The sequence below is a fragment of the Acinetobacter sp. Li1LvA2 genome, assembly GCF_056156705.1.
Genome location: NZ_JBSICF010000011.1, coordinates 25,394 through 49,929, shown reverse-complemented (window position 1 = coordinate 49,929; position 24,536 = coordinate 25,394). Strand labels below are relative to the sequence as shown.

Here is a 24,536-nt window from a genome sequence, read left to right as displayed (position 1 = left end):
CCGGTTTTTTTATTTTGAAAATTTATTGCTTGGTTAGCGTAACCGAGTTTGTGCCGACCCATGGTTTATTATGTTGGGTGCGTGTAATTGAAAATTCGCCTTTTTCTGACTCTCGTGTGAGTAAGATAGATAAAGAGTTAAAGTCATTATGACTCATATAAAGTTCTTGTGCTGAAAATGTCCATTGTTCACCCTGATTAAGCTGCTCAAGTTGCATTGAAATCTGATGCGGAATGTCCATTTTTACCCTCATTAATTTTCATAAATAACGATGCGATATTCTAATAATTATTTGAACTAAAAGAATATTGTGCATGACTATTCTGTGACAATTAAATGTCATTTTTATGACAAAGGGAGTCTTAAAAACTTTACTTTTCTATTTTTTCATCAGAAAACTTAGAATTCTTTAAAATGTATTCAATTTCTTCTTGAGCTGCTGAATTTAGCTTGGCTCGGAAAGCTGTTACCGACTGTTCAATTAAGCTCTCAGCTTCAAGTTCTAAACGAATGCGTAAACTTTCAAGTTCAGATAAGATTTGATCATCGGTAATACTAAGTTTTACCCCAGCAGAATAATTGACTGCTGGTGTTTCAGGGTTTTTTTGATAACGCGCAGTTTGCTCTGCAACCTCTTGTTCTAAATGGCTACGTAATGTGTGTAATGTTTCAGTCTGTTCATTAAATTTTCGAACTTCATCTGCTTGCAACTCCGCAGCATAAGCAGCTTCTGATGCACGTTTGTCAGCAAGCGATTTTTCTAAAGCGAGTTGACGACGAATACGTGCTTGCTCAATGAGCTCTGCTTTAAGATCTGCGTAGGCTTGTTCAATTTTTTGCTGTGATTCTAACTGCGCTTTTTCATCATTTAAAACCCAAAGCTGAATAGGCGTTTGAGGCTCTAGTAAGTCACAAATACGTGCCAGGTCCTGTTGATAGGTATGACGGACAGCTTCAGGCGCATTTAACCATCTTTTTTTAAAATCTTGCCCGACATTTAATGCCACCATGTTTCTCCTTGATCAGCAGTATTTACATTTTAGCGCGTTATAATTTAAAGGTCCGCGGTTCTATACCCAAACGGCGATACATTTTAAATTTTTCTCGACCAATTTGCTTGGCTGTTTCATTATTTTCAACAATTTCTATAATGTGGCTAAAATGATCAACTTGTTCAAGTGCATGATTGTTAAAATTAAATACTAACAGGCCTTGTTCAAGTGGTTGTTTAGCCGAAATACATACAGCAGCATCAGTCTGGTCAATGCCATGCGCAATGAAACTGACAGGGTCGAATTCCCATAATTTTTCATCAAGCATCTGTTGTAGCTGCACATCTGGGCAATACCACCAGATTTTAGGATGTTTCTGTAATATTTTTCGACATAAACGGCAAGCACTATCGACTTGCCGTTCTTCGCTGGTTTCAAACAGATAAAAACTAACTTTAGCCATTCGTATTTACACGATTCGCTAAAAATTGCATGAGTAATGGTACTGGACGACCTGTTGCACCTTTAGCTGGAGCAGATAACCATGCTGTTCCTGCTACATCTAAATGAGCCCAACGATATTCACGTGTAAAACGCTCAAGGAAACATGCAGCTGTAATCGCGCCGCCATATGGACCACCGATGTTTGCAATATCTGCAAATGGTGAATCAAGTAATTCTTGATAATCATCAATCACTGGCATACGCCATACACGGTCAAATGATTGTTCGCCAGCTTGTTGGAGTTCTGTTGCCAAAGCATCATCTGGTGAGAACAACCCACTGAGTACTTTGCCTAAAGCGACTACACACGCACCTGTTAAGGTCGCGATATCAACCACGACTGCTGGATTAAAGCGTTTAATATAGGTCAATGTGTCACACAGTACTAAACGGCCTTCAGCATCTGTATTTAAAATTTCAACAGTTTGACCGCTCATGGTGGTCACAATGTCACCTGGACGAGTTGCTTTACCAGAAGGCATATTCTCTGCTGCTGCAATCGCTCCAACGACATGAATAGGAAGTTTTGCTTCGCATAGGGCACGAATGGTACCAAGTACAGATGCTGCACCACACATATCGAATTTCATTTCATCCATGCCAAGGCCTGGTTTTAATGAAATACCACCTGTATCAAAAGTTACGCCTTTACCAACGAGAACAACCGGAGCTTGATCAATCTGTGCTTGATATTCGAGCGTTACAATACGGCCCGGACGTTCAGATCCTTTACTGACTGCAAGAAAAGCATACATGCCTAAATCAGCCATTTGTTGCTCATTTAAAACAGTTACTTTAAGTAAGTCAGGGAATTCTGCGGCTAAAGCTAGAGCCTGTTCTGCCAAATATTCTGGGAAACAAATATTGCCCGGACGGTTGCCAAGATCACGTGCATAAGACTGACCAGACTGTACTGCATGTACTAAAGCCAGTTGTTTTTCATCTAGGCTAGTTGTTGAACTAATTAAATCAACCTGTTGTAACACAAATTCATTTTTTTTCGATTTAAACTCATCATAACCATAAGCTGCTTGAGTTAAGCTTAAAGCAAATAAATAATGGTGCTCGACAGGTAACGCAGCAATATCAATTGCGATATGCTTAAATTTATTTTGTGTCGATTTGATAATCGTTTGGGCAAGTTTAGCGAGCTTGACTGCCTGAAGTTCAGCTGTTTTTCCTAAGCCAAGTAATTGGCTGTGAGGCTGATTTGAAATCTGACCAAATAAAGGCAGAGTTTCATTGAAGTTGCCTTTAAATTGGGTAGCGTTCAGAACGCTTTCTAGGTTATTGATTTGATATGTGTTGACGTTGCTTTGTAGCTGTTCTGAATCAACTAAAACCCACAAAGATTCATTAGATGTCTGTTCGGGAAAAGTTGTATAAGTTGTAAATTTCATGGCTGTCGTGATTGCCTATAGAAAGTTATGATGAATTAAAACATTGAAACACTTTCAAGCATAGCGTTGCAATGTGCGGTTTTATATTTTTAACATTCGGGTAAACTAGCAGTCGTCCCGATTAGCCTTTTGGAAGTATTACTTTGATTATTCGGCGTTATCTCGTCAAGCAAGTTGTCTCTACCTCATTAGTGGTCATTTCTTTATTGACCTTAATCATGATGGGTGGTCGTCTGATCAAATACTTTGGTGTGGCGGCGCAGGGGCGTTTAGATGCCAGTATCTTATTTAGCATCATTGGATATCGTTTACCTGAATTTCTAACACTCATTTTACCACTGGGTTTTTTCATTGGCTTAATGTTGGTGTTTGGTCGTTTATATGTTGACCATGAAATGGCAGTACTGAACGGTAGTGGGGTGAGCCGTCACCAATTGGCACGATTACTCATTCCAATGACGCTTGTTTATATGGTTTGTCAGTCTGTGCTTATGCTCTGGATGACGCCGTGGGGACTGCGTGAGTTTGAAAAATTAACCACCACCCAAGCGGTTAGGACAGGCTTCGATTTGGTTCGCCCAAGAGAATTTATCTCTTCTGGACCCTATACGATTTATGCAGGTTCATTGTCAGAAGACCGAAAGAACTTGAAGGACATTTTCTTTTATCAACGTGCGACCAAAGAAGATAAGCCAGATGTCATGATCTTGGCAAAAGAAGCGACTCGTGTAGAAGTTGCAAATGACACAGCCAATGTCGTTGATCTGGTGCAAGGCCGCCGTTATGAAATATTCCCGGGACAACCAAAATACACACAAGCAGAGTTTCAGTCTTATCGTCTACGTTTAGAAAATGACAAAGATGTTAAGTTTGAAAGTGGCGATGTAGAAGCATTATCAACGACTAAACTCTTTTCAAAAACAAATGATCCAGTCATAAGAAGTGAGTTGGGATGGCGTTTGTTTGGACCATTCACCATTATTATTGCTTTAATGCTTTCTGTGGCATTGTCTGAGGTGAGTCCACGACAAGGTCGTTATTACCGTCTTATTCCGGCGATTTTTATTTTTTCCAGTCTGATTGTATTAATGATTGCAATCAAGACTCGTATTAGTAAAGAAGAACTCGATATTTGGGCTTATCCTGCCGTGTTGGTGGTTTATGGTGTTGCAGCAGCCTTATTTTCACGTAAACAGAAGTTGGCACCAAAAATCAAGAAACAGATCAAGCGAGTGAAATTATAATGTTAGCACGTCGAATAGTTGCCAAATATGTGACGAAAACCACTGCGCTTGCAATGTTTGGCACCACAGTTGTTTTGTCGATTTTACAGATCTTATTTACGTATCTGGGCGAGTTGGGTGAGCTCAAACCAGACTATAACGCATGGCAAGCTCTCATCTATGTATTATGGGGCGCTCCTCGTTATCTATATGAAATTTTGCCTATTTCTGCCTTGATTGGTGCTGTAATTGGTTTAGGGTCACTAGCAACCAGCAGTGAACTTATTGTTATGCGCTCTGCTGGTATTAGCTTGTGGCGTATTGTTGGTTGGGTGATGCGCTCAGCTTTACTGCTTATTATTTTGTCTTTTGCTTTAAGTGAATGGGTTATTCCATATACCAATGAAAAAGCAGAAAGTGTTAAAAGTCACCGCTCTGTAGCTGCTTTAGGTGAAGTAAAAGGTTATTGGTCACGTGAAGGGCAGCGATTTATCTATATCGACTATGCTAACTCTCAGGGCAATTTAAAAGATATTCAAGTGGTCGATTTTGACCAGAACTATTATTTGCAATCATTAATCAATGCTCAGCAAGGACAGTTCGTAAAAGATGGTCAATGGGCTTTGAAGAAAGCACAACAAATGGATATTTTGGCGGCAGGAAATGCCATCAAAACCGACCATGACGAACAATCGCTTTCTTTAGCATTGCAGCCTAAATATGTGCACATGGTGACTTTAGATCCTGAAGATTTATCGCCAAGCCAGCTCATCAGTTTTATGCGCTATATGGATGAATATAGTCAGGTTCCAAAGACCTATCAATTGGCTTTCTGGCAAAAAGTTGCCTCGCCATTTTCGTTGATTGCTCTGGTTCTCGTGGCATGTTCATTTATTTTTGGGCCACTACGCCAACAATCGATGGGTTTCCGTTTGGTGATCGCATTGTTTATTGGTTTGAGTTTCTATTATTTGCAGGATTTCTTGGGTTATGCCAGCTTGGTTTATGCCCCATCTCCTGCATGGTTCGTACTCGTACCTATCTTGTTAATGTTTGGTGCCGGAAGTTATCTGCTTTACCGCGCTCGCTAGTAATAATTGAAATTTATGGTTTTCATCAATCGTAGATATTGGTGAAAGCCATAGGAAAAAATAGAGTCTTGACCGAAAATTCGGTAAGATATTGTGACGAAATTGTAGACAAAAGAGAAATAGATTATGACGGATGCAACTGCTGGCAAGATCCCTCACGTTCTGGTCATTATGGATGGTGTTGGTCACCGTGAAGCGACTGAAGATAATGCCTTTCTTGCAGCAAAAACACCGAATTTAGCGGCAATGACCGCAAAGCATCCAAATAGTCTAATTTCTGGTTCTGGTGAAGATGTTGGTTTACCTGATGGACAAATGGGTAACTCTGAAGTTGGTCATATGAACCTTGGCGCAGGCCGTGTGTTATATCAAGACTTTACCCGTATTACTAAAGATATTCGTACTGGCGACTTTTTTAAACATGAAGTGTTGATTGACGCTGTTGAAAAGGCCAAAGCTGCTAATGGTGCTGTTCATATTATGGGCTTGCTCTCAGAAGGTGGCGTCCATTCACATGAAGACCATATTGTGGCGATGTGTGAGCTTGCATTAAAACGCGGTGCAAAAGTTTATTTACATGCTTTCCTTGATGGCCGTGATACCCCTCCACGTAGTGCTCAGCCATCTTTAGAAAAATTAGATGCATTATTTGCTCAATATCCGGGTCAAGGCCGTATCGCGACCATGATTGGCCGCTACTTTGCAATGGACCGCGACAACCGTTGGGATCGCGTTGAACAAGCTTATCGCTTGTTAACTGAAGGCGAGGCACTTCGTACTGCACAAACAGCAGTGGAAGGATTAGAGTTAGCTTATGCAGCCAATGAAAATGATGAGTTTGTAAAGGCGACTCGCATTGGTGATATTGCTAAAGTGCAAGATGGCGATAGTGTTGTATTTATGAATTTCCGTGCTGACCGAGCTCGTGAAATTACTCGCGCATTTGTAGAGAAAGATTTTGCTGGCTTTGAGCGTAAAGTTGTACCAAATCTTTCTAAATTTGTGATGCTTACGCGTTATCAGGCTAGCATTGATGCACCAGTTGCATACATGCCAGAAGCTCTCAAAAACTCACTTGGTGAATATTTATCTTCTCTTGGAAAAACTCAGTTACGTATTGCCGAAACTGAAAAATATGCTCATGTAACGTTCTTCTTTAGTGGTGGGCGTGAAGATGAATATCCAGGTGAGAAACGTATTTTAATTCCATCTCCAAACGTTGCGACATACGATCTTAAGCCTGAAATGAGTGCTTATGAAGTAACTGATGAATTGGTTAAAGCCATTAATTCTGGTGAATACGATTTATTGGTTGTGAACTATGCCAATGGTGATATGGTAGGCCATACAGGTATTTTTGATGCGGCAGTTAAAGCAGTTGAAGCGGTTGATACTTGTTTAGGTCGTGTCTATGAGGCAGTTATGGCGAAAAAAGGCCACATGCTCATTACTGCTGACCATGGTAACGTTGAACAGATGCAAGACTACGAGAGTGGTCAAGTTCATACTCAACATACAACGGAACTTGTACCGTTTATCTATGTTGGCCCAACACAAGCAACAATTGCAGAAGGTGGTGTGCTTGCCGATGTAGCACCAACGATTCTCAATTTAATGCAGATTCCTGTTCCTGCTGAAATGCAAGGACGTAACCTGATTACATTATCTGCATAAACGAAAGGTGATTGGATGCTGCAACACATTAAATATAAAAAACTTATTGTAAGTATGTTGCTGTGTTGCAGCCAATTTGCTTTTGCGGCGCCAGTTGTAAAAGAGAAATTGTCACCTTTGCATTCTGATTCGGAAGAACCGGAACATAGCTATGCAGAGGTGCCGATCGAGTCGATTCAACAGTTTGTACAAATCTATGGAATCGTTCGAGATAACTATGTCGATGTGAAGTCTGACGATGCCTTATTTCAACAAGCCATTAAAGGGCTAGTGAGTGGGCTGGATCGTTATTCACGATATTTGTCGGCAGAAGAATATCGTCAACTCATTCAATATACCGAAGGTGACCTTGCCTCGGTGGATTTTGCGTTAAGCCCTGAATTGCATCTCCATAAATGGATAATTCGTGATCTTAAAACGGGTTCAGACTCATACAAATTAGGTTTGAGAAATGGTCAGACGATTCTCAAGATTGATAATCAGGACCTAAAAAATTTAAACCAAGATCAGGTACTTGGACTGCTTTACGGTTCTATCGGAAGTACGCTTCAAGTGCAAGCAGAAGAGTTAAGTGGAAACATTAACTTAGTTCGTAATAAAAAAATAGAAACCGATATCGAACCTGTAATGCTACATAATCAGGTTTTAGTACTCAAAATTAGAGTATTCCAGCAAGACACTGCTAATGAAATTAAACGGTTAATTGAAGAAAATAGTTCGCCACGTTTAAAAGCCGTTTTAATCGATTTACGAAATAATCCGGGTGGATTGTTATCGGCAGCAGTTGAATCGGCAGATTTATTTTTAAATAATGGAATTATTGTTTCAACTAAAAGTCGTTCGGAAGGTAATCAGCAATTTCAGGCTTTGCCCGGCAATGAATTTCAAAATATAAAATTAGGTATATTAATTAATCATCGCTCCGCATCAGCAGCCGAAGTTTTTACCGCAGCGATGAAAGAACACCAGCGTGCATGGGTCATGGGTGAAAAAAGTTATGGAAAAGGCGTAGTGCAAAAACTATTTCCTTTACCAAGTGGTGCGGCACTACAAATGACAGTCTCACACTATTACACGCCAAACGGCAATATGATTGAAGGGCAAGGTATTCAGCCTAATCAGACCTATCCTTTGCCCCCAGAAATGAAAGAAGACGTCTATTTAGATCGCGTTGCAGACTTATTTCTAAAGAAAAAGTAGTTTTATACTTCTTCTCCCAATTCGGTATCTAAGCCAAACTTTTTTAGTCGATAGCGTAAAGAACGAAAAGTCATTCCTAGCTTTTTAGCTGCTAATGTTCGGTTCCAATGAGTCATGTCCAATGCGTTCAATAGAAGATCTTTTTCAATATTTTCTAAGTAGCGTTCTAAACCTTCCATTGGTAGTTTTGGTCGAGTTTGGGCAATTGCAGTTGACGTGTCATTCAATGGTTGAGTGGTGATTTGAGAGTTAACACTACTGCTTCTAAGAAGAGGTGCTAGATGTGTTAAATCAATAAACTCATCATCACTTAAGGTAATAGCTCGTTCAATCATATTTCTTAATTCACGAACATTACCCGGGAAATCTTGCTGTAATAAATAAGTTTCACCAGTTGTAGTTAATTGTTTGCTTGGAATTTCCCATTCCATACAAACTTTTTGAATAAAATGATTGGCTAATAACAAAATATCGCCACCGCGCTCACGTAGTGGTGGCAAAATAATATCCATCACATGAATACGGAAAAATAAGTCCTGACGGAATTTACCTTGTCGGACTAATAAATCTAAATCTTGGTGACTGGCGCTGATTACTCGAAAATCAACATCAATTTCCTGATCTGAACCTACAGGACGAATTTTTTTCTCTTGCACTGCCCGAAGCAATTTAACTTGCATACTTAAAGGCAATTCGGCAATTTCATCTAAGAATAAACTGCCACCATGAGCTGACAAAATAAGGCCTTGTTTGTCTTGGGTCGCTCCAGTAAAACTTCCTTTTTTATGTCCAAAAAGTTCACTTTCCATGAGCTCGGTTGGGATGGCTCCACAGTTAATCGCAATAAACGGACCTTCGCTGCGATTACTCAAGCGGTGAATAAGATTAGCCACAACCTCTTTACCTGTACCAGACTCGCCTGTAACAAACACAGGAGCTTGAGAGCGGGCTATTTTTTTAATAGCTGTTCGTAAGTTTTGTATTGGGGGAGAACGTCCAATTAATAGGTCATTTTCCAAAGTTGTTTCACCGAACTCATGCTCTGGTTTTGGCTGATTTAGCGCTTTTTTTAATAACTGATCTAAGTGAATTTGGTTAATAGGTTTACTTACAAAGTCAAAAGCTCCTGCCTTTAACGCTGCAATTGCAATATCCATATTGCCGTATGCAGTTAAAACTGCAATTGGTGTGTGTGGGTAAGTTTGAGAAACGTGTTTAACCAATTCTAAACCGCTACCATCGGGTAGGTTTAAATCGGTTAAGCAAGCATCATAATGAAACTGAGTAAAGAGTTGTTTGGCCTGTTCAACCCGATAAGCAAGATGTGTTTTAATCCCCATTCGTGCAAGAGTCATTTGCATTAAAAGGCACAAATCTTCTTCATCGTCTACAAGCAAAACCAGTGGTTGCTGTTCTGCCATTTCCCCAAAAACCTAATAAAAAATCAATATATTATTGGGCATTCCATTCGGAAGCATGCCCCTTGTTTTTGCTCTACATAAGTGAGCTTTGCATGGTTTGCCTCACAAAAACTATGAGACAAATATAATCCTAAACCAGTTCCATTAATTTCGGTACTAAAAAATGGTTTAAATAATTGAGATATATCACGTTTTGAAACCCCTTCGCCGTAATCGATCACATCAATATATATTTTATTTGTCTGTGAATGAATGTTGATCAAAATATGAGGTGAATCGGGTGCATTATGTCGTAAGGCATTTCTGACAAGGTTAATGAGTACCTGTCTGAGTTGTTTCTCGTCAAATAATAATTTTAAGAATGAGTCGGAAATTTTAAGCTGTATTGAATGTTTAACATCTAAAAGATCTTCGTCTAATAACGTCTTTATGAAGTTGGTTAATTCAATCTGGATTGGGTAAGTTCTTTCGCTGTTGGCCAGTCCTAATGTGTCTTGAACAATACTATCGATGCGTTTGGTTTGCTTACCGATCATACGGCGTAAAGTATTTTGCTGTTCTGAATCACTATCTTTAAGTAGTTCATTTGCTTGCACAATTGCTGCAAGTGGATTGCGGATTTCATGTGCAATACTTGCTGAGAGTTGCCCTAAAGCGGCAAGTTTGAGTTGTTGAGCTTGCTGATTAATTTGCTGTGCATCTTGTAAGATGAGTAGCGTCAATGCTTGTTGCGGCACCACAAGATGTTGCACTTTAATGTTAATAGAATATGCCGATAGCCGAGACTCAAAAATAAAACGATCACCTTCTTGTAGGTTATCAAACTTAAGAATTTCAAATAAATCGGGGTGCCATTTCGCTAAAGGGTATTTTTCACTCGCAAATTGAGGAGGAATCCCTAACAGAGAGCAGGCAGCTGGATTACTTAAAACAATGTCGTAGTTTTCATCTAGAACCAAATAGCCTTCTTCAATTTGTTCCAAAATATAGCGGTTAATATTTTGTAGTTGATAGAGTTCTATAGATTGGTGGAAAGTCAGTGCTTCAAGTAGTTTAAAGCGCTGTACCGCAATTTGCCCGATGCCGTGTACCACAAAAAATAAGAAGGCTAATAAGGCACTATTACCAATCGTATTTAGATTATTGTAGTCAAATAAACTACCAACAAAACGTTGGTAAATAACGGCAATGACAGCAAGTAATGTAATGAGTAAAGACATTCTTGCGCTGAGTAAAATTGCCGAGGTAAATATAGCAATAACATACAGTAAGCTGAGTTGTAAATTTGGTTCGCCTACAGAAAATGTAAGTAAACTCAGGCAGATAACATCAACTACAAAAAATAAAATAAGCTGCTTAGTTGCCTGAGTTGCAACAAACTTAAAACACAAAAGCTGAAGAAGGCTTAATATGGAATAGCCGAGCAGGGTATAAGAATATAAAGCGGGTTGTTGTAGACTATTGTCGATTTGAGCATCGGTTAAAACCAAAATAATATTGAGGCTAACCGCAATAATAAGACGATATAAACCATACCACGTGCCCAAACGAAAAATCGTATGGGACAACGATGAGTTTAAGGGAAATTGCATATAAGTTTAATTATGGCTTGATCAAACCATAACGGATCGCAAGATGAGTGAGTTTAACGTCGCTATCGATAGCGAGTTTTTCAAAAATACGGTAGCGGTAAGTATTAACCGTTTTTACACTTACAAAAAGTTTGTCCGCAATTTCCTGAGCACTAATACAATTTACAACCATCATTGCAACTTGCATTTCTCGTTCGGATAAAGCGTCAAAAGGCGATTGCTGCGTGTCAGATAGATAGGAACTCGCCAACTGCTCAGCAATATCGGCACTGAAGTATTTGCCGCCTTGCATGACTTTGTTGATTGCCCGAACCATTTCTGTAATTGGAGCACCTTTAGTGATATAGCCTTTAGCTCCTGCTTTAAGCAGAAGAGAAGGGTACGGTTCTTCTGATAAACCACTTACAGCAATAACTTTTGTGTCTGGTGCGGTTTGTAGTAAACGACGTGTCGTTTCTACGCCCCCGATGCCTGGCATGTTGACATCAAGCAACACAACTTGAGGATGTTTCTGACGAACAATAGCAATTGCTTCTTCACCCGATTCGGCTTGTCCAATGACCTCTACATCGGCATGATCTTCTAACATACGGCAAATGCCTGTACGTACAAGTTCATGGTCATCCACAACTAAAACTGTAATCAAGAAGACCTCCTTTCTTTCAAAAAACAAGTTTTTTGTTACATAAAGCAAAATTAGCTTGCAATGGAATGACAAAATTAGCAATCCTATTCTTATATAGTGAGCGAATAGTTGTGCACAATTGTGTCGGTAAAAGCGTTATACCTTATACCTCAAATGTAAGGCATAATTATAGTAAGCGCAAATGTGTATCACCCTGAGTCGAGTATTGTGCCGTGAAAAATTCTAAAAAGTCTTTAATACATGTGCTAAGCATGTCTATTTTGCTTAGTTTGAGTTCAACAAGCTTTGCAGAACTCGTCAATAACCCGTCCTCAGGGAGTACTGGGACTGCAAATTTAAATTGGTCTTCAGCTGACGTTAGTCAACTGTTAAATGATGAAGATGATGAGCCGACTATTCAAGGATCAACATCTGTAACTACAACTTTACGTGGTAGTAATGCACCTAAAGTTATAGCATCTGCTCCTAAGCTTGCTCCAATTCGTGATACGAGTGGTTACAATGCTCAGCCGAGCGTAAGTGCTCGAGCTGCGTTAGTGATGGATGCGCAAACGGGTGAAGTGCTGTTTAGTAAAAATACCAATGCTTCTGTGCCAATTGCATCTATTACCAAGTTAATGACAGCAGTGGTAACAGCAGATGCTCGTTTAAACATGTCAGAAGAAATTATGCTTGAGCAAATCGATTTTGCTGGGGCAAACGGTAAAAATTCAAGTTCAACACTTCGTGTTGGCGATAAAATGAACCGTGCAGAAGTATTGTTGTTTGCTTTGATGAAGTCTGAAAATCCCGCAGCGGCAGCTTTAGCGCGTACTTATCCGGGCGGACGTCCTGCATTCGTAGCGGCAATGAACGCTAAAGCACGTGCTTTAGGTATGAATGCAACGCATTATTATGAGTCAACTGGTTTAGATCCACGCAATGTATCTTCTGCGCGTGACTTAGGGATTTTAGCCAGTACAGCTTCTCAATATGGTTTGATTCGTCAATTCTCAACTACACCGACCTATGACTTTAACTTGGGTTATCGCGTGTTGAAATCTAATAATACCAACGCTTTAGTGCGTAATGGTGGTTGGAATATTAACTTGTCTAAAACAGGTTATATCAATGAAGCAGGTCGCTGTGTTGTCATGCATACGACTGTAAACTCGCGTCCAGCAGTGATTGTATTACTTGGTGAGCCAAGTACGCAGGCACGTAATAACGATGCAACTAACCTATTGGGTTGGTTAAGTAATTTACCAAAACGTATTTAATTTAAATATTCTAAAAACGCTTCTATCAAGAAGCGTTTTTTTATGGCTATAAAAAAGACATAAAAAAACGGCTGTGTTGAACAGCCGTTTTTTTGAAAACTCAGATTTTACATATTAGATAAAATCGAATCTTTTACTTGGCTCATTGTTGCATCAATTGACAACATTACTGCATCAGCACATTGTTTGATTGCAGTGTCAGGATCTTTCAAGCCATTACCAGTTACTGTACATACAATGACAGAACCTTCAGCAATCTTACCTGCTTTAATGTCGCGAATCGCACCGCCAATAGAAGCAGCAGATGCTGGCTCAACAAATACGCCTTCATACATAGAAAGTAAGCGTTGAGCTTCTAAAATTTCGCTGTCTTGAAGTTCATCGAACCAGCCTTTAGAGTCACGTACTACAGCTTTTGCATGGTTCCAGCTTTGTGGATTACCAATACGAATTGCAGTTGCAACTGTTTCAGGGCTTTCAACTGGAGCACCACGTAAGAAAGGAGCTGCGCCAGAAGCTTGGTAACCAACCATTGTTGGTAAACCTTCAGGTTTTGGACCAGTGAATTGATCAGTAGCTGCATCATAAATCACTTGTTCAAACTGATCAGCAGGTTGGTTTGCTACAGCTTCGGTATAACCCATCCAGTGAGCAGTGATGTTACCTGCGTTACCTACAGGTAAACAGTGATAATCAGGTGCACGGCCTAAAGCTTCAACGATTTCATAAGCAATGGTTTTTTGACCTTGCAAACGGTACGGGTTGATTGAGTTTACAATCGTTACAGGCGCTTGATCAGCAACTTCTTTTACAAGACGCATACCATCATCGAAGTTACCACGAATTTGCATAGTGATCGCACCATACATCATCGCTTGCGCCATTTTACCCATTGCAATTTTGCCTTCTGGAATCAAAACAAATGCTTTGATACCTGCACGTGCAGCATAAGCAGCAGCAGCAGCAGAAGTGTTACCCGTAGATGCACAGATAATCGCTTTAGAACCTTCTTCAACCGCTTTGGTTACAGCCATGGTCATACCACGGTCTTTAAATGAACCAGTTGGGTTTAAACCCTCATATTTCACATAAATTTCAACATCTTTGCCAATAATACGTGGAATATTCTCAAGTTTAATGAGTGGGGTGTTGCCTTCACCCAAAGAGATAGCACGAGTAGTTGCCGAAACTGGCAAACGGTCACGATAACGATCTACAAGACCAGTATAACGATTGGCATTAGACATGATGGTGTTCCAATTAGAGGTGAAGCGGGAGAGGGAATCTTTCCCTCAACCTGATTAACTATCGAGCGATTCTAAACGAATTCTTACGATTTCGCCACGAATTGCAGGTAATGCTTGGATTTGTGCAAGAGCCTCATCCATTTTAGATTCAACGATTGGATCGGTCAGAATCACGATTGGAATAAGGTCTTTTAAACGGGATTGTTGCATGATGGCATCAATACTAATTCCAGCGCGGCTTAAGATGGTAGTAACATCTGCAAGTACGCCAGTTTGATCTTCTGCATTTAAGCGGATGTAATAACCTGTGGTCATTTCTTCACGGCTTAAAATTGGCACATTTGTTAATGCTTCAAAAGCCAACTGAGGAATTGTTCCTGCACCGTCTTCGGTATAAGAGATGTCACGAACAATATCAATTACATCGGCAACAACAGCAGAAGCTGTTGGACCAGCACCAGCACCAGCACCGTAATAGAGCGTTGGACCTACAGCATGCGCTTGAACTAAAACAGCATTTTTAACGCCGTTTACATTCGCAATAAGCTGTTCATCTGGAATGAGCGTTGGGTGAACACGTAGTTCAATACCCTTTTCAGCGCGGCGTGCAATTCCTAGGTGTTTAATGCGGAAACCAAGTTCTTCTGCATATTTCACATCTTGTGCAGTGATTTTACTGATACCTTCGGTATAGACCTTATCAAACTGAAGAGGAATACCAAACGCACAAGACGCTAAAATTGTAAGCTTGTGCGCAGCATCAATACCTTCAACGTCAAAAGTTGGATCTGCTTCTGCATAACCAAGTTCTTGAGCTTCTTTTAATACATCATCAAATGCACGACCTTTTTCACGCATTTCAGTCAGAATAAAGTTGCCTGTACCATTAATGATGCCTGCCAACCATTCAATATGGTTTGCAGCAAGACCTTCACGGATCACTTTAATAATTGGAATACCGCCAGCAACTGCTGCTTCATAAGCAATTTGTACAGCATTATCTTCAGCTGCTTTAAATAGTTCATTGCCATGTTCAGCGAGCAAAGCTTTATTTGCAGTCACGACTTGTTTGCCGTGTTTGATTGCTTCCATGATAACTTCGTAAGCAGGATGAATACCACCCATTACTTCTACAACCACATCAACGTCTGGTTGACGAACGATATCAAGTAAATCTGCGCTTTGTTTAATCCCTTCCAATTCTAGATCTGGACGAGGACGACGTGTTCCAACGTGGGTAATTTGAATTTCTCGACCGGTGCGACGTTTAATTTCAGCGGCATTTTCTTGTAGTAGTTTAAGGGCTCCTCCACCTACGGTTCCTAGACCGAGTATTGCCAGGCGAACTGGTTTCACGTCACACTCCATTCATCATTTAATCATTTAGTTGAAGCTAGATCATAGCTAAAAAAAACGCCAGACTCTAGCGCTTTTAGTACCTGTTCAATGAATTAGAGTACGATGTTTGGAAAAGAAGAGTAGATCAGTCTTTAAACACAGATAGTTAAAGCATTATTTGTTGAAAAAACAAAGCGCTGCAATGAGAGCAGCGCTTTTTGTAAGAGATGGATGATTAATCATTCATCAACTTTAAGTGGATTATTTATTCAGACGTTTAATTAATTCATCAGGTGTTAGATATCCACCTAAGTACTCGCCATCAACACTATAAATAGCAGGTGTACCATTTACACCCATGTTTAAGCCAAGTTGATATTGTTCACGAACAGGGTTTTTACATTGAGCAGGCGGAATATTGACACCTTGTACTGCTTGGCTAAAGGCAGCTTTACGATCTGCACTACACCATACAGCTTCCATGGTCGGCATAAATTGCTCACCACGTGGCCAAGCGATATAGCGTACTTCAATACCCTTTTCATTAATTTCAGGAATGTGTTCATGTAGTTTATGGCAATAAGGACAACTTGCATCGGTAAACACATAAATCACGTGTTTAGCCTTACCTTTTGCAGGGTAGACAATGAGATCTTCATTTTTTAAAGCAGCAAGATGCTTTTTATTTTCCGAAGCTTGAAGATTATCTCCAATATTATGAAGCTCTTTGCCTCCTAATCGGATTACATCACCCTGAATTAAATATTTTCCATCACTGGTTGTATAAATTGATGTCATCCCTTCGAGATTTACCCAATACAAATTAGGAACTTCTGTCGGCTTGATATCTAAAATTTTGGCGTTGATATTTGCATTCTTAAATTGTTTCTGCAAAGTTTCGATCAAACGCTGCTTATCATTACGTTCAATAATGGTTGAAGCTTCCCCGGTAGCAGGTGCAGTCGCTGTGAGCGCATCTTCTTTTTGTGGTTTGTTTTCTTTAGAACAAGCACTGAACAAAAGGCTAGATGCCAGAGCGCAGGCAAGAAAAATTTGAGAGCGGGTAAAAGACATAGATAACCCTTATTTCATCAGTATTTATAGTCAGAAGCTGCTAAGCATAACAAAAAATCTAATGTGTATTGTTAAAACTTTCTTAACCTTTGTGAACGAAATCAAACGATTGATATGAAATGCTTGCTTGGGGCTTTAAAGCTTTATCACCCTCTAGGGTGATGTTTTTCATGTAATTGTTGCATTCGTACTTGTGCAACATGCGTATAGATTTGTGTAGTAGATAAATCGCTATGACCCAGTAACATTTGCACTACACGTAAGTCAGCGCCATGATTGAGCAGATGCGTTGCAAAGGCATGACGTAAGGTGTGAGGTGAGAGTTCAGCCTGAATATTGGCTTGAAGCGCATAGCGTTTAATGGCATACCAAAAGTTCTGCCGACTCATAATTCCGCCATGTTGGGTCAAAAAAAGATAGTCAGTCGAGCTTTTGTAGAGCTGAGGCCGAGCATTACTCAAATAGCGTTCTACCCATTCACAGGCGAATTGTCCTAACGGAACTAAACGTTCTTTATTGCCTTTACCTGTAACACGTAAATAGCCTTGTTTTAAATTAATAAGCTCTAATCGCAAGTTAAGTAGTTCTGAAACACGTAAACCACACGCGTAAAGTACTTCAAACATTGCCCGATCACGTAAGCCAAGTGCCGTATTGATATCAGGTGCTTGAATCAGTGCTTCAACATCTTCTTCAGATAGATCTTTAGGTAAGGCTCGTCCAATTTTTGGAGAATGATGAGTTGCTACAGGATTATCGCTTCGTAATTTCTGTTCACGTAAAAATTTGTAAAACTGGCGTAGAGCAGATAAGCAGCGGGCAATTGAGCGGGGGCTTTTCCCAACTTTGGTCAACTCAATCAAAACATCAGCAATATCATCACTTGTCCACTGTGGAAGAGCTGTTTTTTTATGAAGTTCACTGCATTGAATAAGGTCTGATAAATAAGCATTTCGTGTATGAGGACTTACTGTCTGTGCAACTAAATAGTCGCGAAAACCTTGTAAAAAGCTTAAATGTTCAGGAATTTGAACTGGGCTTGGAATACGCGGTTTTTTATTCAACATACACTAGATCCTCTAAACCTCTGTACTGTAAAAGAAACTTTAAGGTTTGTCGATTAAACTGAATAAGAAGTGAAATTTAACCTTATTTGGTAATTATTCTCATTTATATGTATACTAGAAAAAAAGGTTTAGGATCGGATGCGGTGCGTTTATCAGCTTTAAAAGTGAAGCAAGCGGCGACCATCACCAAAGTGAATCGGATAGAAGTAGAGTCCGAGCAGCAAGATTTGGTCGCAATTCGTTTGGAAAGTCTGGGCTTTGTACCCGGCACACGAGTGGAAGTGATTACCAAAGGTATTTTTGGTGGTGATCCGATCTTGATCCAAATTGGCTTTACTCGTTTCGCTTTACGTAAAGCAGAAGCGGAAAAAATTGAAATTCTAGTAGAAGAAGGAGTACCCGCATGAGTGATGCGTTACGTATTGCCCTTGTGGGAAACCCTAACTGCGGTAAAACCTCTCTTTTCAACCATTTAACTGGAACTCGACAAAAAGTTGCAAACTATGCGGGCGTAACTGTTGAGCGTAAAGTAGGTCAATTTCAGTTACCGTCAGGTCGAGCAGTGCGTGTACTCGATTTACCGGGTACCTATAGTCTAAATGCAACTAGTCCTGATGAAGTTATTACCCGGGATGTTTGCTTGGGTAAGATTGCAGAAGAAGGGCAGCAAGATGCATTTTTGTGTGTGGTTGATGCGACTAACTTAAAATTGCATTTAGGACTGGTGCTCGAAATGATCGAGCTTGGCCGTCCGATTTTAATTGTATTGAATATGATGGATGAAGCGCGTCGTCGCGGCATCCAAATTAATACTCAAAAGTTGTCTCAACGTTTGGGCGTACCCGTTGTTGAAACAGTTGCTGTCCGTAATGCGGGTATTGAAAATCTATTACATGCTCTTGATCAAGAAAAATACAGTGTGCCACAGACAGAACTGAGTGGTTTAACTGGAACTCATCATCAAAAAATCGATATGATTTTTAAAGATGTTGTTCAATATGTCGATCAGGGAGATAAGCGTACTGATTTTCTAGATCGAATTTTCTTACACCCAGTTCTAGGTCTGCTTAGCCTTGCGCTCATGATGTTTATTGTGTTTCAGGCAGTTTTTGCTTGGGCAGCTCCGTTCATGGATGGCATTGAAGGCTTCTTTGGCTGGTTAGGTGAAGTCGTGGGAACTGTGATTACACAGCCTCTAATGCATAGTTTGGTTGTTGACGGAATTATTGCAGGTGCAGGTAGCGTAGTTGTGTTCTTGCCACAAATTCTTATCTTGTTCTTCTTCATTTTAGTATTGGAAGAATCTGGCTATTTACCGCGTGCAGCATTTTTGCTTGATAAATTAATGTTTCAAGCTGGTTTAAGCGGCCGTGCCTTCATTCCTTTACTTTCAAGCTTTGCTTGTGCAGTACCTGGAATCATGGCAACGCGTAGTATTAGTGACCCTCGTGATCGCTTTACAACCATTATGGTTGCACCATTAATGACGTGTTCGGCACGTTTACCTGTATATGCCTTGTTGATTGCTGCATTTATTCCAGAGAAAATGGTCTGGGGGCTTTTCAACTTACAAGGTCTGGTGTTATTTGGTCTGTATATGGCTGGTATTGTGAGCGCTCTTTGTGTTTCATTTTTAATGAAATTTTTGCAAAAAGATAAGTCACAGCATGCTTTATTGCTAGAGCTGCCAAGTTATCGTTTCCCTGATTTAAAAAGTGTGGGAATCGGTTTGCTCGACCGTGCAAAGATCTTCTTGAAACGCGTCGGCGGAATCATTTTTGCGCTCTCTATTTTGCTCTGGTTTTTGTGTACTTTCCCACAACCACCAGAAGGGGCGACATTACCTGCTATAGATTATAGTTTTGCCGGTATGCTCGGACACCTTATTCAACCTTTATTTGCTCCAATTGGATTTAACTGGCAAATCTGTATTGCTTTAATTCCAGCAATGGCTGCGCGTGAAGTTGTGGTTGCAGCATTAGGTACGGTTTATGCCTTGTCTGCAACGAGTGACGATGCTGTAGCACAAGGTTTGTCACATCTGATTAGTGCAGATGGCACAGGTTGGTCTTTGGCAACAGGATTGTCGCTTTTAGTGTGGTTCATTTATGCCCCACATTGTTTGGCTACGTTGGCAACAGTACGACGTGAAACAGGTTCATGGAAACATGTTGCTGCCATGACTGCATATCTGTTCGGTTTGGCTTATTTGGCATCGTTTGTTACCTATCAAATTGCTTCCCACTATTGGGGTTAAAGCAAGAAAGGAGGTTGTATATGATTCAATATCTGATTATTGCGGTTGTAGTGAGTTGGAGTGCAGTTGTTGTTTTTAAGAAAGTATTTCCAAAAACAGCAAATTCAGTCTTTTCATCACTCTCTGTATTTTGTGAAAAGCAGGGTTGGACAACCTTGGCAAAATGGCTTAAACCAAAAATGACCTTTGGTTGTGCTGGTGGCTGTGGTTGTTCAAGCGAAGATAAACCTACCAATACAGTTCAAGAAATTAAGCCGATTAAATGGCAATAAATTTAGTATTTCCTGTTTCGTTTAAAAAGCCATCATATTGATGGCTTTTTTACGCACTGACACAAAAAAAGATGAATAAAGTTCAAACTGAAAAAGCATTCAAAACAGCAAAGTGCTAACATTTTTGCCATTCTGTCGATTGATAAATTGTGGGGCAAAAATGTTAATACAACGTGGTGGATTAAAAGTTGTCGCAGGCTTAGGAATATCAGGTGTTTCTGCTGTTAATTTCCTGCATGAACAAGGCTACCAAGTTGCAGTAACGGACTCTCGTCCAACCCCTCCTGGTCATGACCAGATTCCAGCTGGCGTTAAAACCAGTTTTGGTCAACTTGACCAAGAATTATTATTACAAGCAGAAGAAATTATTTTAAGCCCAGGCCTTGCACCGCAATTACCAGAAATTCAGGCAGCTATTGCTCAAGGAATTTCAGTGGTAGGCGACATTCAATTATTACGCCGTGCGACCGAAGTGCCTATTGTGGCTATTACGGGTTCTAATGCCAAAAGTACAGTAACAACTTTAATTGGTTTAATGGCTAAAGATGCAGGTAAAAAAGTTGCTGTGGGTGGAAACCTAGGACGCCCAGCTCTAGACTTGCTAAAAGACCAACCAGAGTTGCTTGTACTTGAGCTATCAAGTTTTCAGTTGGAAACCACCTCACATTTAAATGCTGAGGTTGCTGTGGTCCTTAATATGAGTGAAGACCATCTAGATCGTCATGGCGATATGTGGGGTTATCACCAAGCAAAACACCGTATTTTCCAAGGCGTTAAAAAAGTAATATTTAACCGTGATGATGCTTTAAGTCGCCCCCTTGTTCCAGATACAACCCCAATGCAAAGCTTTGGTCTAAATGCACCAGACTTAAATCAATATGGTGTTTTAAGAGATGGTGATGGCACGCTTTGGCTTGCACGTGGTTTGCAGCGTTTAATTAAAAGCTCAGATTTATATATTCAAGGCATGCACAACGTAGCCAATGCTTTAGCGTGTTTGGCATTAGGTGAAGCAATTGGTTTGCCTATGGAGTCGATGCTTGAAACGTTAAAACAATTTAAAGGATTAGAGCACCGCTGTGAGTATGTGAGAACGGTACATGATGTGCGTTACTACAATGACTCTAAAGGAACCAACGTTGGTGCTACACTTGCAGCAATTGACGGTTTAGGTGCTGCAATTGAGGTTAAAAAAGGTAAGGTTGCCTTGATTTTAGGTGGGCAGGGTAAAGGTCAAGATTTTGCTCCATTACGTTCTTCTATCGAAAAATATGCCAAAGTTGTGGTATTGATTGGTGAAGATGCTCCTGTTATTGAACAAGCAATTCAGGGCGCAACCAAAATTTTGCATGCAGCAACACTCAAAGAAGCTGTAGAGCTGTGTCAACGTGAAACACAAGCTGAAGATGTGGTGTTGTTATCACCAGCCTGTGCAAGTTTTGATATGTTTAAAAGTTATAATGACCGTGGTCAGCAGTTTGTTGCCTGCGTCAATTCGTTGGTTTAAAGAAAACATGATTAGGAATGTAGTATGGCAGGCTTAGCTCAGACCACAATCCAGAAAATCAATCATTGGTATGAACGGATATTGCCTAAATGGCCAGCGGAAGTGACGCCACGTAATGTCCTGATTTTCTGTGTCGTTGCATTGTTGTGTATCGGTTCAGTGATGGTGGCGTCTGCTTCGATGCCCTATGCTGAATATATGCATGAAAACCCGTTTCACTATGTGATTCGTCATGGTATTTCAATTGTTGCTGCGGCTGTGGTGGCTTATTTGACCTATCGGATATCACTCAATACGTGGTTTAAAAATACTTTCCCGCTGTGGCTGTTGACCATGGTTCTGCTGCTTGCTGCTTTGGTGGTGGGTTCAGAAGTGAACGGTTCTACACGTTGGATTAAGATCGGTGGCTTTACCTTACAGCCAACCGAGGTTGCCAAAGTCATGATGGCAATCTTTACCGCAGACTACGTTGTGCGCCGTGCCAAAGAAGTTCGTACTCATTGGAAAGGCTTATTACGTTTAAGTGGGGTCATGGCAATTACGGTTGGTTTGATTATTGCCGAGCCTGACTTGGGTGCTACGATCGTAATTGTATTGATGATGGTCGGGGTATTCTTTTTAGCTGGTGCACCGCCAACACAGTTCTTAATTATGTTAGGTGCGATTGTAACTGGTATCGTATTTTTGATCTTATTTGAGCCGTATCGTTTCCAGCGTTTGATTTCGTTTACTGACCCATGGGCAGATCCATTAGGGGTGGGGTATCAGTTATCAAATGCACTCATGGCCTTTGGCCGTGGTGAGTGGTTTGGTACAGGCTTAGGACATAGTGTTCAAAAGCTATCTTATTTACCTGAAGCGCATACTGACTTTATGTTGGCGGTGTTAGGTGAAGAGTTTGGTTTCTTTGGTATTTCTATTGTCATTGGTTTGTCTTTCTTGATGTTGGCATGCTGTATCAAAATTGGTCATCGTGCATTGAAACATCATTACCTTCGCGCAGGTTATTTGGCTTACGGTATCAGTATTATTTTCTTGCTTCAGATCTTGGTAAATGCGGGCATGAACATGGGCTTAATGCCAACCAAAGGTTTAACTCTGCCATTTATTAGTTATGGTGGTACATCTTTAATGATGTGTGCTGCGATGATTAGCTTGATCTTAAAGATTGATGCATCAACTCAAGAAGTGAACCCTGAAAGAGAAGAATCAAACTTCTAAAGCATTTCAGTTGTTATAAAAAGCCCGATATCAAATCGGGCTTTTTTTATTTATAGATATGTTCCTCTGAGCTCTTGCCCATGTGGAATTAAATCAACATTCCACTGTGCTACAGCTTGCTTGAGCATCACTTCGGGGCGGTCTAAATCAACGCTTGGTTGGCCTAGTGCTTGTATGGCTTGTTGTAGTAATTGAGGAGCTTTAGTTAAATCGAGTGCTTGAGCAAGATTCTGTTTAGAAAGCTTTTGTCCCTGATCATTCATGGCGAGAGGAAGGTGCATATAGCTCAGTTTAGGGTATCCTAAAAGCTCGCCAAGCCAGATCTGACGTTCGGTGTTATCTAATAGGTCTGAGCCTCGAACGACATGGGTGATGCCTTGTAGATAATCATCCACGACGACAGCAAGTTGATAGTTAATAATCCCATCACGGCGTTTAAGAACAAAGTCTCCAAGGTCATGTTGTAGATTAGAACAATGAAGTCCTTGCAGTCGGTCATCAAAACAGATCTGTTGATCTTTAACTTTTACCCGAATTGCTTGGTCTTGAAAATCAAGATTCAGATTGCGGCATGTGCCCGCATAGATGGCATTTGAACCCAGCATTTTGCGTGTACATTGACAAGCATAGATTAGACCCTCTTTTTTAAGTTGATCTAGTACGCTTTCATAAATGTCTAAACGGTTTTTTTGAAAAATGATTTCTGCATCGGGTTCGAACTGGAAGGCTTCCAGTGAGGTGAGAATATGCTCTTCACTGCCCGGATAAATGCGAGGGATATCTGTGTCTTCGACACGAACCAGCCATTTGCCTTGGTGAGCTTTAGCATCACAATAACTAGCGACGGCGGTAATGAGTGATCCAAAATGCAAAGGACCGGTTGGCGAGGGCGCAAACCGGCCTGAGTATGAAAAGCTAAGCTTCTCTTGAGTAGCTACAGCGGTCATATTAACCGTTATTTTGCTTCTCTTTAATTTCTGCCAAAGTTTTGCAGTCAATACATAACGTTGCAGTTGGACGTGCTTCTAAACGACGTAAACCGATTTCGATACCACATGTTTCACAGAAACCGTAGTCTTCGTTTTTAATTGCTTCCATAGATTGTTCGATTTTACGAATTAACTTACGTTCACGGTCACGTGTACGCAATTCAATTGCAAACTCTTCTTCTTGGGTGGCACGGTCATTTACATCTGGCAATGCAGTTGATTCGTCTTGCATCGTATTCAACGTACGATCAACTTCAGACATTAATTCAGCTTTCCATGCTTGCAGAATTTGTCGGAAATGCTCGAGCTGTCCTTCAGACATGTACTCTTCATTTTTCTTAGGTTGATAAGGTGCAATACCAAATAAACTTGCAGTTGTGCCTATGTCAGAAGTTTTAGGTTTCACTTTACGTGCACGTTTTGCAGAAGCTTTGTCACCTTCCACTACAACTTCTGTATGTTCATCCAAAACTTGGTTGTGGTTGTCATTCGCCATAATAGGGCATTCCTCATCATACACGTATTATCTATACGCAAAAAATATGGTGATATGCAAGTGTTT

23 protein-coding genes are annotated in these 24,536 nt (G+C 40.4%); 10 read left to right on the top strand and 13 right to left on the bottom strand.

The features are described 5' to 3' along the window. Positions 1-22: 22 nt before the first annotated feature. From ACS604_RS17310 to ACS604_RS17295, 4 genes are all read right to left on the bottom strand, one after another. Positions 23-241, bottom strand: a complete 219-nt coding sequence (locus tag ACS604_RS17310) for a hypothetical protein (RefSeq protein ID WP_005301614.1) — start codon at positions 239-241, stop codon at positions 23-25. A 130-nt stretch (positions 242-371) separates the two neighbouring features. Beyond that, the gene (gene blhA, locus ACS604_RS17305) at positions 372-1,010 is read right to left on the bottom strand and encodes a cell division protein BlhA (RefSeq protein WP_004795179.1); all 639 of its coding nucleotides are present in this window, start codon (positions 1,008-1,010) and stop codon (positions 372-374) included. 37 nt (positions 1,011-1,047) lie between these two features. After that, on the bottom strand, positions 1,048-1,455 hold the full coding sequence (locus ACS604_RS17300) for a DNA polymerase III subunit chi (protein WP_474772371.1): 408 nt from the start codon (positions 1,453-1,455) through the stop codon (positions 1,048-1,050). Next, a complete protein-coding gene (locus ACS604_RS17295) occupies positions 1,448-2,896 on the bottom strand; it encodes a leucyl aminopeptidase (protein WP_474772370.1) in 1,449 nt (482 codons plus the stop codon). The genes ACS604_RS17300 and ACS604_RS17295 overlap by 8 nt, the downstream gene beginning before the upstream one ends. A gap of 143 nt (positions 2,897-3,039) precedes the next feature. Here ACS604_RS17295 and lptF point away from each other — a divergent pair, with 143 nt between their 5' ends. From lptF to ACS604_RS17275, 4 genes are all read left to right on the top strand, one after another. Continuing rightward, entirely contained in the window at positions 3,040-4,140 is a 1,101-nt protein-coding gene (lptF, locus tag ACS604_RS17290) for an LPS export ABC transporter permease LptF (RefSeq protein WP_013199136.1), read from the top strand. Continuing rightward, positions 4,140-5,210, top strand: a complete 1,071-nt coding sequence (gene lptG / locus ACS604_RS17285) for an LPS export ABC transporter permease LptG (protein WP_151744796.1) — start codon at positions 4,140-4,142, stop codon at positions 5,208-5,210. The genes lptF and lptG overlap by 1 nt, the downstream gene beginning before the upstream one ends. A gap of 126 nt (positions 5,211-5,336) precedes the next feature. Beyond that, entirely contained in the window at positions 5,337-6,884 is a 1,548-nt protein-coding gene (gene gpmI / locus ACS604_RS17280; protein ID WP_049838283.1) for a 2,3-bisphosphoglycerate-independent phosphoglycerate mutase, read from the top strand. Positions 6,885-6,899: 15 nt separating this feature from the next. Continuing rightward, positions 6,900-8,084 carry a S41 family peptidase gene (locus ACS604_RS17275; RefSeq protein WP_151821493.1) on the top strand — a complete coding sequence of 395 codons (1,185 nt, stop codon included), beginning with the start codon at positions 6,900-6,902 and terminating at the stop codon, positions 8,082-8,084. Between the two features lie 2 nt (positions 8,085-8,086). Here ACS604_RS17275 and ACS604_RS17270 read toward each other — a convergent pair whose 3' ends face one another. Genes ACS604_RS17270 through gacA form a run of 3 tightly spaced genes read right to left on the bottom strand, consistent with a single transcriptional unit; the run spans position 8,087 to position 11,743 of the window. Continuing rightward, positions 8,087-9,505, bottom strand: a complete 1,419-nt coding sequence (locus tag ACS604_RS17270; protein ID WP_174727229.1) for a sigma-54-dependent transcriptional regulator — start codon at positions 9,503-9,505, stop codon at positions 8,087-8,089. A 23-nt stretch (positions 9,506-9,528) separates the two neighbouring features. Further along, positions 9,529-11,097 carry a sensor histidine kinase gene (locus tag ACS604_RS17265; protein WP_238612804.1) on the bottom strand — a complete coding sequence of 523 codons (1,569 nt, stop codon included), beginning with the start codon at positions 11,095-11,097 and terminating at the stop codon, positions 9,529-9,531. Between the two features lie 10 nt (positions 11,098-11,107). Then, a complete protein-coding gene (gene gacA, locus ACS604_RS17260) occupies positions 11,108-11,743 on the bottom strand; it encodes a response regulator transcription factor GacA (RefSeq protein WP_003654436.1) in 636 nt (211 codons plus the stop codon). 212 nt (positions 11,744-11,955) lie between these two features. On the opposite strand from gacA, the gene pbpG reads away from it, so the two are divergent. Next, positions 11,956-13,002, top strand: a complete 1,047-nt coding sequence (gene pbpG / locus ACS604_RS17255; RefSeq protein WP_147306163.1) for a D-alanyl-D-alanine endopeptidase PBP7/8 — start codon at positions 11,956-11,958, stop codon at positions 13,000-13,002. Between the two features lie 107 nt (positions 13,003-13,109). Here pbpG and thrC read toward each other — a convergent pair whose 3' ends face one another. The 4 genes from thrC to xerD form a co-directional block, all read right to left on the bottom strand. After that, positions 13,110-14,249, bottom strand: a complete 1,140-nt coding sequence (thrC, locus tag ACS604_RS17250; protein WP_004795157.1) for a threonine synthase — start codon at positions 14,247-14,249, stop codon at positions 13,110-13,112. A gap of 54 nt (positions 14,250-14,303) precedes the next feature. Next, on the bottom strand, positions 14,304-15,605 hold the full coding sequence (locus tag ACS604_RS17245) for a homoserine dehydrogenase (RefSeq protein ID WP_005301642.1): 1,302 nt from the start codon (positions 15,603-15,605) through the stop codon (positions 14,304-14,306). A gap of 243 nt (positions 15,606-15,848) precedes the next feature. Beyond that, positions 15,849-16,661: a DsbC family protein gene (locus ACS604_RS17240; RefSeq protein ID WP_004795153.1), complete on the bottom strand. Its 813-nt coding sequence runs from the start codon at positions 16,659-16,661 to the stop codon at positions 15,849-15,851. 146 nt (positions 16,662-16,807) lie between these two features. Further along, positions 16,808-17,728, bottom strand: a complete 921-nt coding sequence (gene xerD / locus ACS604_RS17235) for a site-specific tyrosine recombinase XerD (protein WP_151964605.1) — start codon at positions 17,726-17,728, stop codon at positions 16,808-16,810. Between the two features lie 143 nt (positions 17,729-17,871). On the opposite strand from xerD, the gene ACS604_RS17230 reads away from it, so the two are divergent. The 5 genes from ACS604_RS17230 (at position 17,872) to ftsW (ending at position 22,985) form a co-directional block, all read left to right on the top strand. Continuing rightward, a complete protein-coding gene (locus ACS604_RS17230) occupies positions 17,872-18,135 on the top strand; it encodes a FeoA family protein (protein ID WP_013199126.1) in 264 nt (87 codons plus the stop codon). Next, complete coding sequence (gene feoB / locus ACS604_RS17225) at positions 18,132-19,985, top strand: ferrous iron transporter B (RefSeq protein WP_004795148.1); 1,854 nt, start codon at positions 18,132-18,134, stop codon at positions 19,983-19,985. Before ACS604_RS17230 ends, feoB begins: the two co-directional genes overlap by 4 nt. A gap of 20 nt (positions 19,986-20,005) precedes the next feature. Next, positions 20,006-20,257 (top strand): DUF6587 family protein, encoded by a 252-nt coding sequence (locus ACS604_RS17220; protein WP_013199125.1) that lies wholly within the window; start codon positions 20,006-20,008, stop codon positions 20,255-20,257. A gap of 160 nt (positions 20,258-20,417) precedes the next feature. Beyond that, on the top strand, positions 20,418-21,764 hold the full coding sequence (gene murD / locus ACS604_RS17215; RefSeq protein ID WP_049838276.1) for a UDP-N-acetylmuramoyl-L-alanine--D-glutamate ligase: 1,347 nt from the start codon (positions 20,418-20,420) through the stop codon (positions 21,762-21,764). A 24-nt stretch (positions 21,765-21,788) separates the two neighbouring features. Then, positions 21,789-22,985, top strand: a complete 1,197-nt coding sequence (gene ftsW, locus ACS604_RS17210) for a putative lipid II flippase FtsW (protein WP_004795141.1) — start codon at positions 21,789-21,791, stop codon at positions 22,983-22,985. Between the two features lie 50 nt (positions 22,986-23,035). On the opposite strand, the gene gluQRS is transcribed toward ftsW, so the two are convergent. Both gluQRS and dksA read right to left on the bottom strand, forming a co-directional pair. Then, positions 23,036-23,932: a tRNA glutamyl-Q(34) synthetase GluQRS gene (gene gluQRS, locus ACS604_RS17205; protein WP_151964608.1), complete on the bottom strand. Its 897-nt coding sequence runs from the start codon at positions 23,930-23,932 to the stop codon at positions 23,036-23,038. Position 23,933: 1 nt separating this feature from the next. Beyond that, positions 23,934-24,470 carry an RNA polymerase-binding protein DksA gene (dksA, locus tag ACS604_RS17200; protein ID WP_002121205.1) on the bottom strand — a complete coding sequence of 179 codons (537 nt, stop codon included), beginning with the start codon at positions 24,468-24,470 and terminating at the stop codon, positions 23,934-23,936. Positions 24,471-24,536: the final 66 nt, after the last annotated feature.

Coding starts and splice junctions, on each gene's coding strand:
- ACS604_RS17310 (WP_005301614.1), bottom strand. CDS start 241: ATGGACATTCCGCATCAGATTTCAATGCAACTTGAGCAGCTTAATCAG.
- blhA (WP_004795179.1), bottom strand. CDS start 1,010: ATGGTGGCATTAAATGTCGGGCAAGATTTTAAAAAAAGATGGTTAAAT.
- ACS604_RS17300 (WP_474772371.1), bottom strand. CDS start 1,455: ATGGCTAAAGTTAGTTTTTATCTGTTTGAAACCAGCGAAGAACGGCAA.
- ACS604_RS17295 (WP_474772370.1), bottom strand. CDS start 2,896: ATGAAATTTACAACTTATACAACTTTTCCCGAACAGACATCTAATGAA.
- lptG (WP_151744796.1), top strand. CDS start 4,140: ATGTTAGCACGTCGAATAGTTGCCAAATATGTGACGAAAACCACTGCG.
- gpmI (WP_049838283.1), top strand. CDS start 5,337: ATGACGGATGCAACTGCTGGCAAGATCCCTCACGTTCTGGTCATTATG.
- ACS604_RS17275 (WP_151821493.1), top strand. CDS start 6,900: ATGCTGCAACACATTAAATATAAAAAACTTATTGTAAGTATGTTGCTG.
- ACS604_RS17270 (WP_174727229.1), bottom strand. CDS start 9,505: ATGGCAGAACAGCAACCACTGGTTTTGCTTGTAGACGATGAAGAAGAT.
- ACS604_RS17265 (WP_238612804.1), bottom strand. CDS start 11,097: ATGCAATTTCCCTTAAACTCATCGTTGTCCCATACGATTTTTCGTTTG.
- thrC (WP_004795157.1), bottom strand. CDS start 14,249: ATGTCTAATGCCAATCGTTATACTGGTCTTGTAGATCGTTATCGTGAC.
- ACS604_RS17240 (WP_004795153.1), bottom strand. CDS start 16,661: ATGTCTTTTACCCGCTCTCAAATTTTTCTTGCCTGCGCTCTGGCATCT.
- xerD (WP_151964605.1), bottom strand. CDS start 17,728: ATGTTGAATAAAAAACCGCGTATTCCAAGCCCAGTTCAAATTCCTGAA.
- feoB (WP_004795148.1), top strand. CDS start 18,132: ATGAGTGATGCGTTACGTATTGCCCTTGTGGGAAACCCTAACTGCGGT.
- ACS604_RS17220 (WP_013199125.1), top strand. CDS start 20,006: ATGATTCAATATCTGATTATTGCGGTTGTAGTGAGTTGGAGTGCAGTT.
- murD (WP_049838276.1), top strand. CDS start 20,418: ATGTTAATACAACGTGGTGGATTAAAAGTTGTCGCAGGCTTAGGAATA.
- ftsW (WP_004795141.1), top strand. CDS start 21,789: ATGGCAGGCTTAGCTCAGACCACAATCCAGAAAATCAATCATTGGTAT.
- gluQRS (WP_151964608.1), bottom strand. CDS start 23,932: ATGACCGCTGTAGCTACTCAAGAGAAGCTTAGCTTTTCATACTCAGGC.
- dksA (WP_002121205.1), bottom strand. CDS start 24,470: ATGGCGAATGACAACCACAACCAAGTTTTGGATGAACATACAGAAGTT.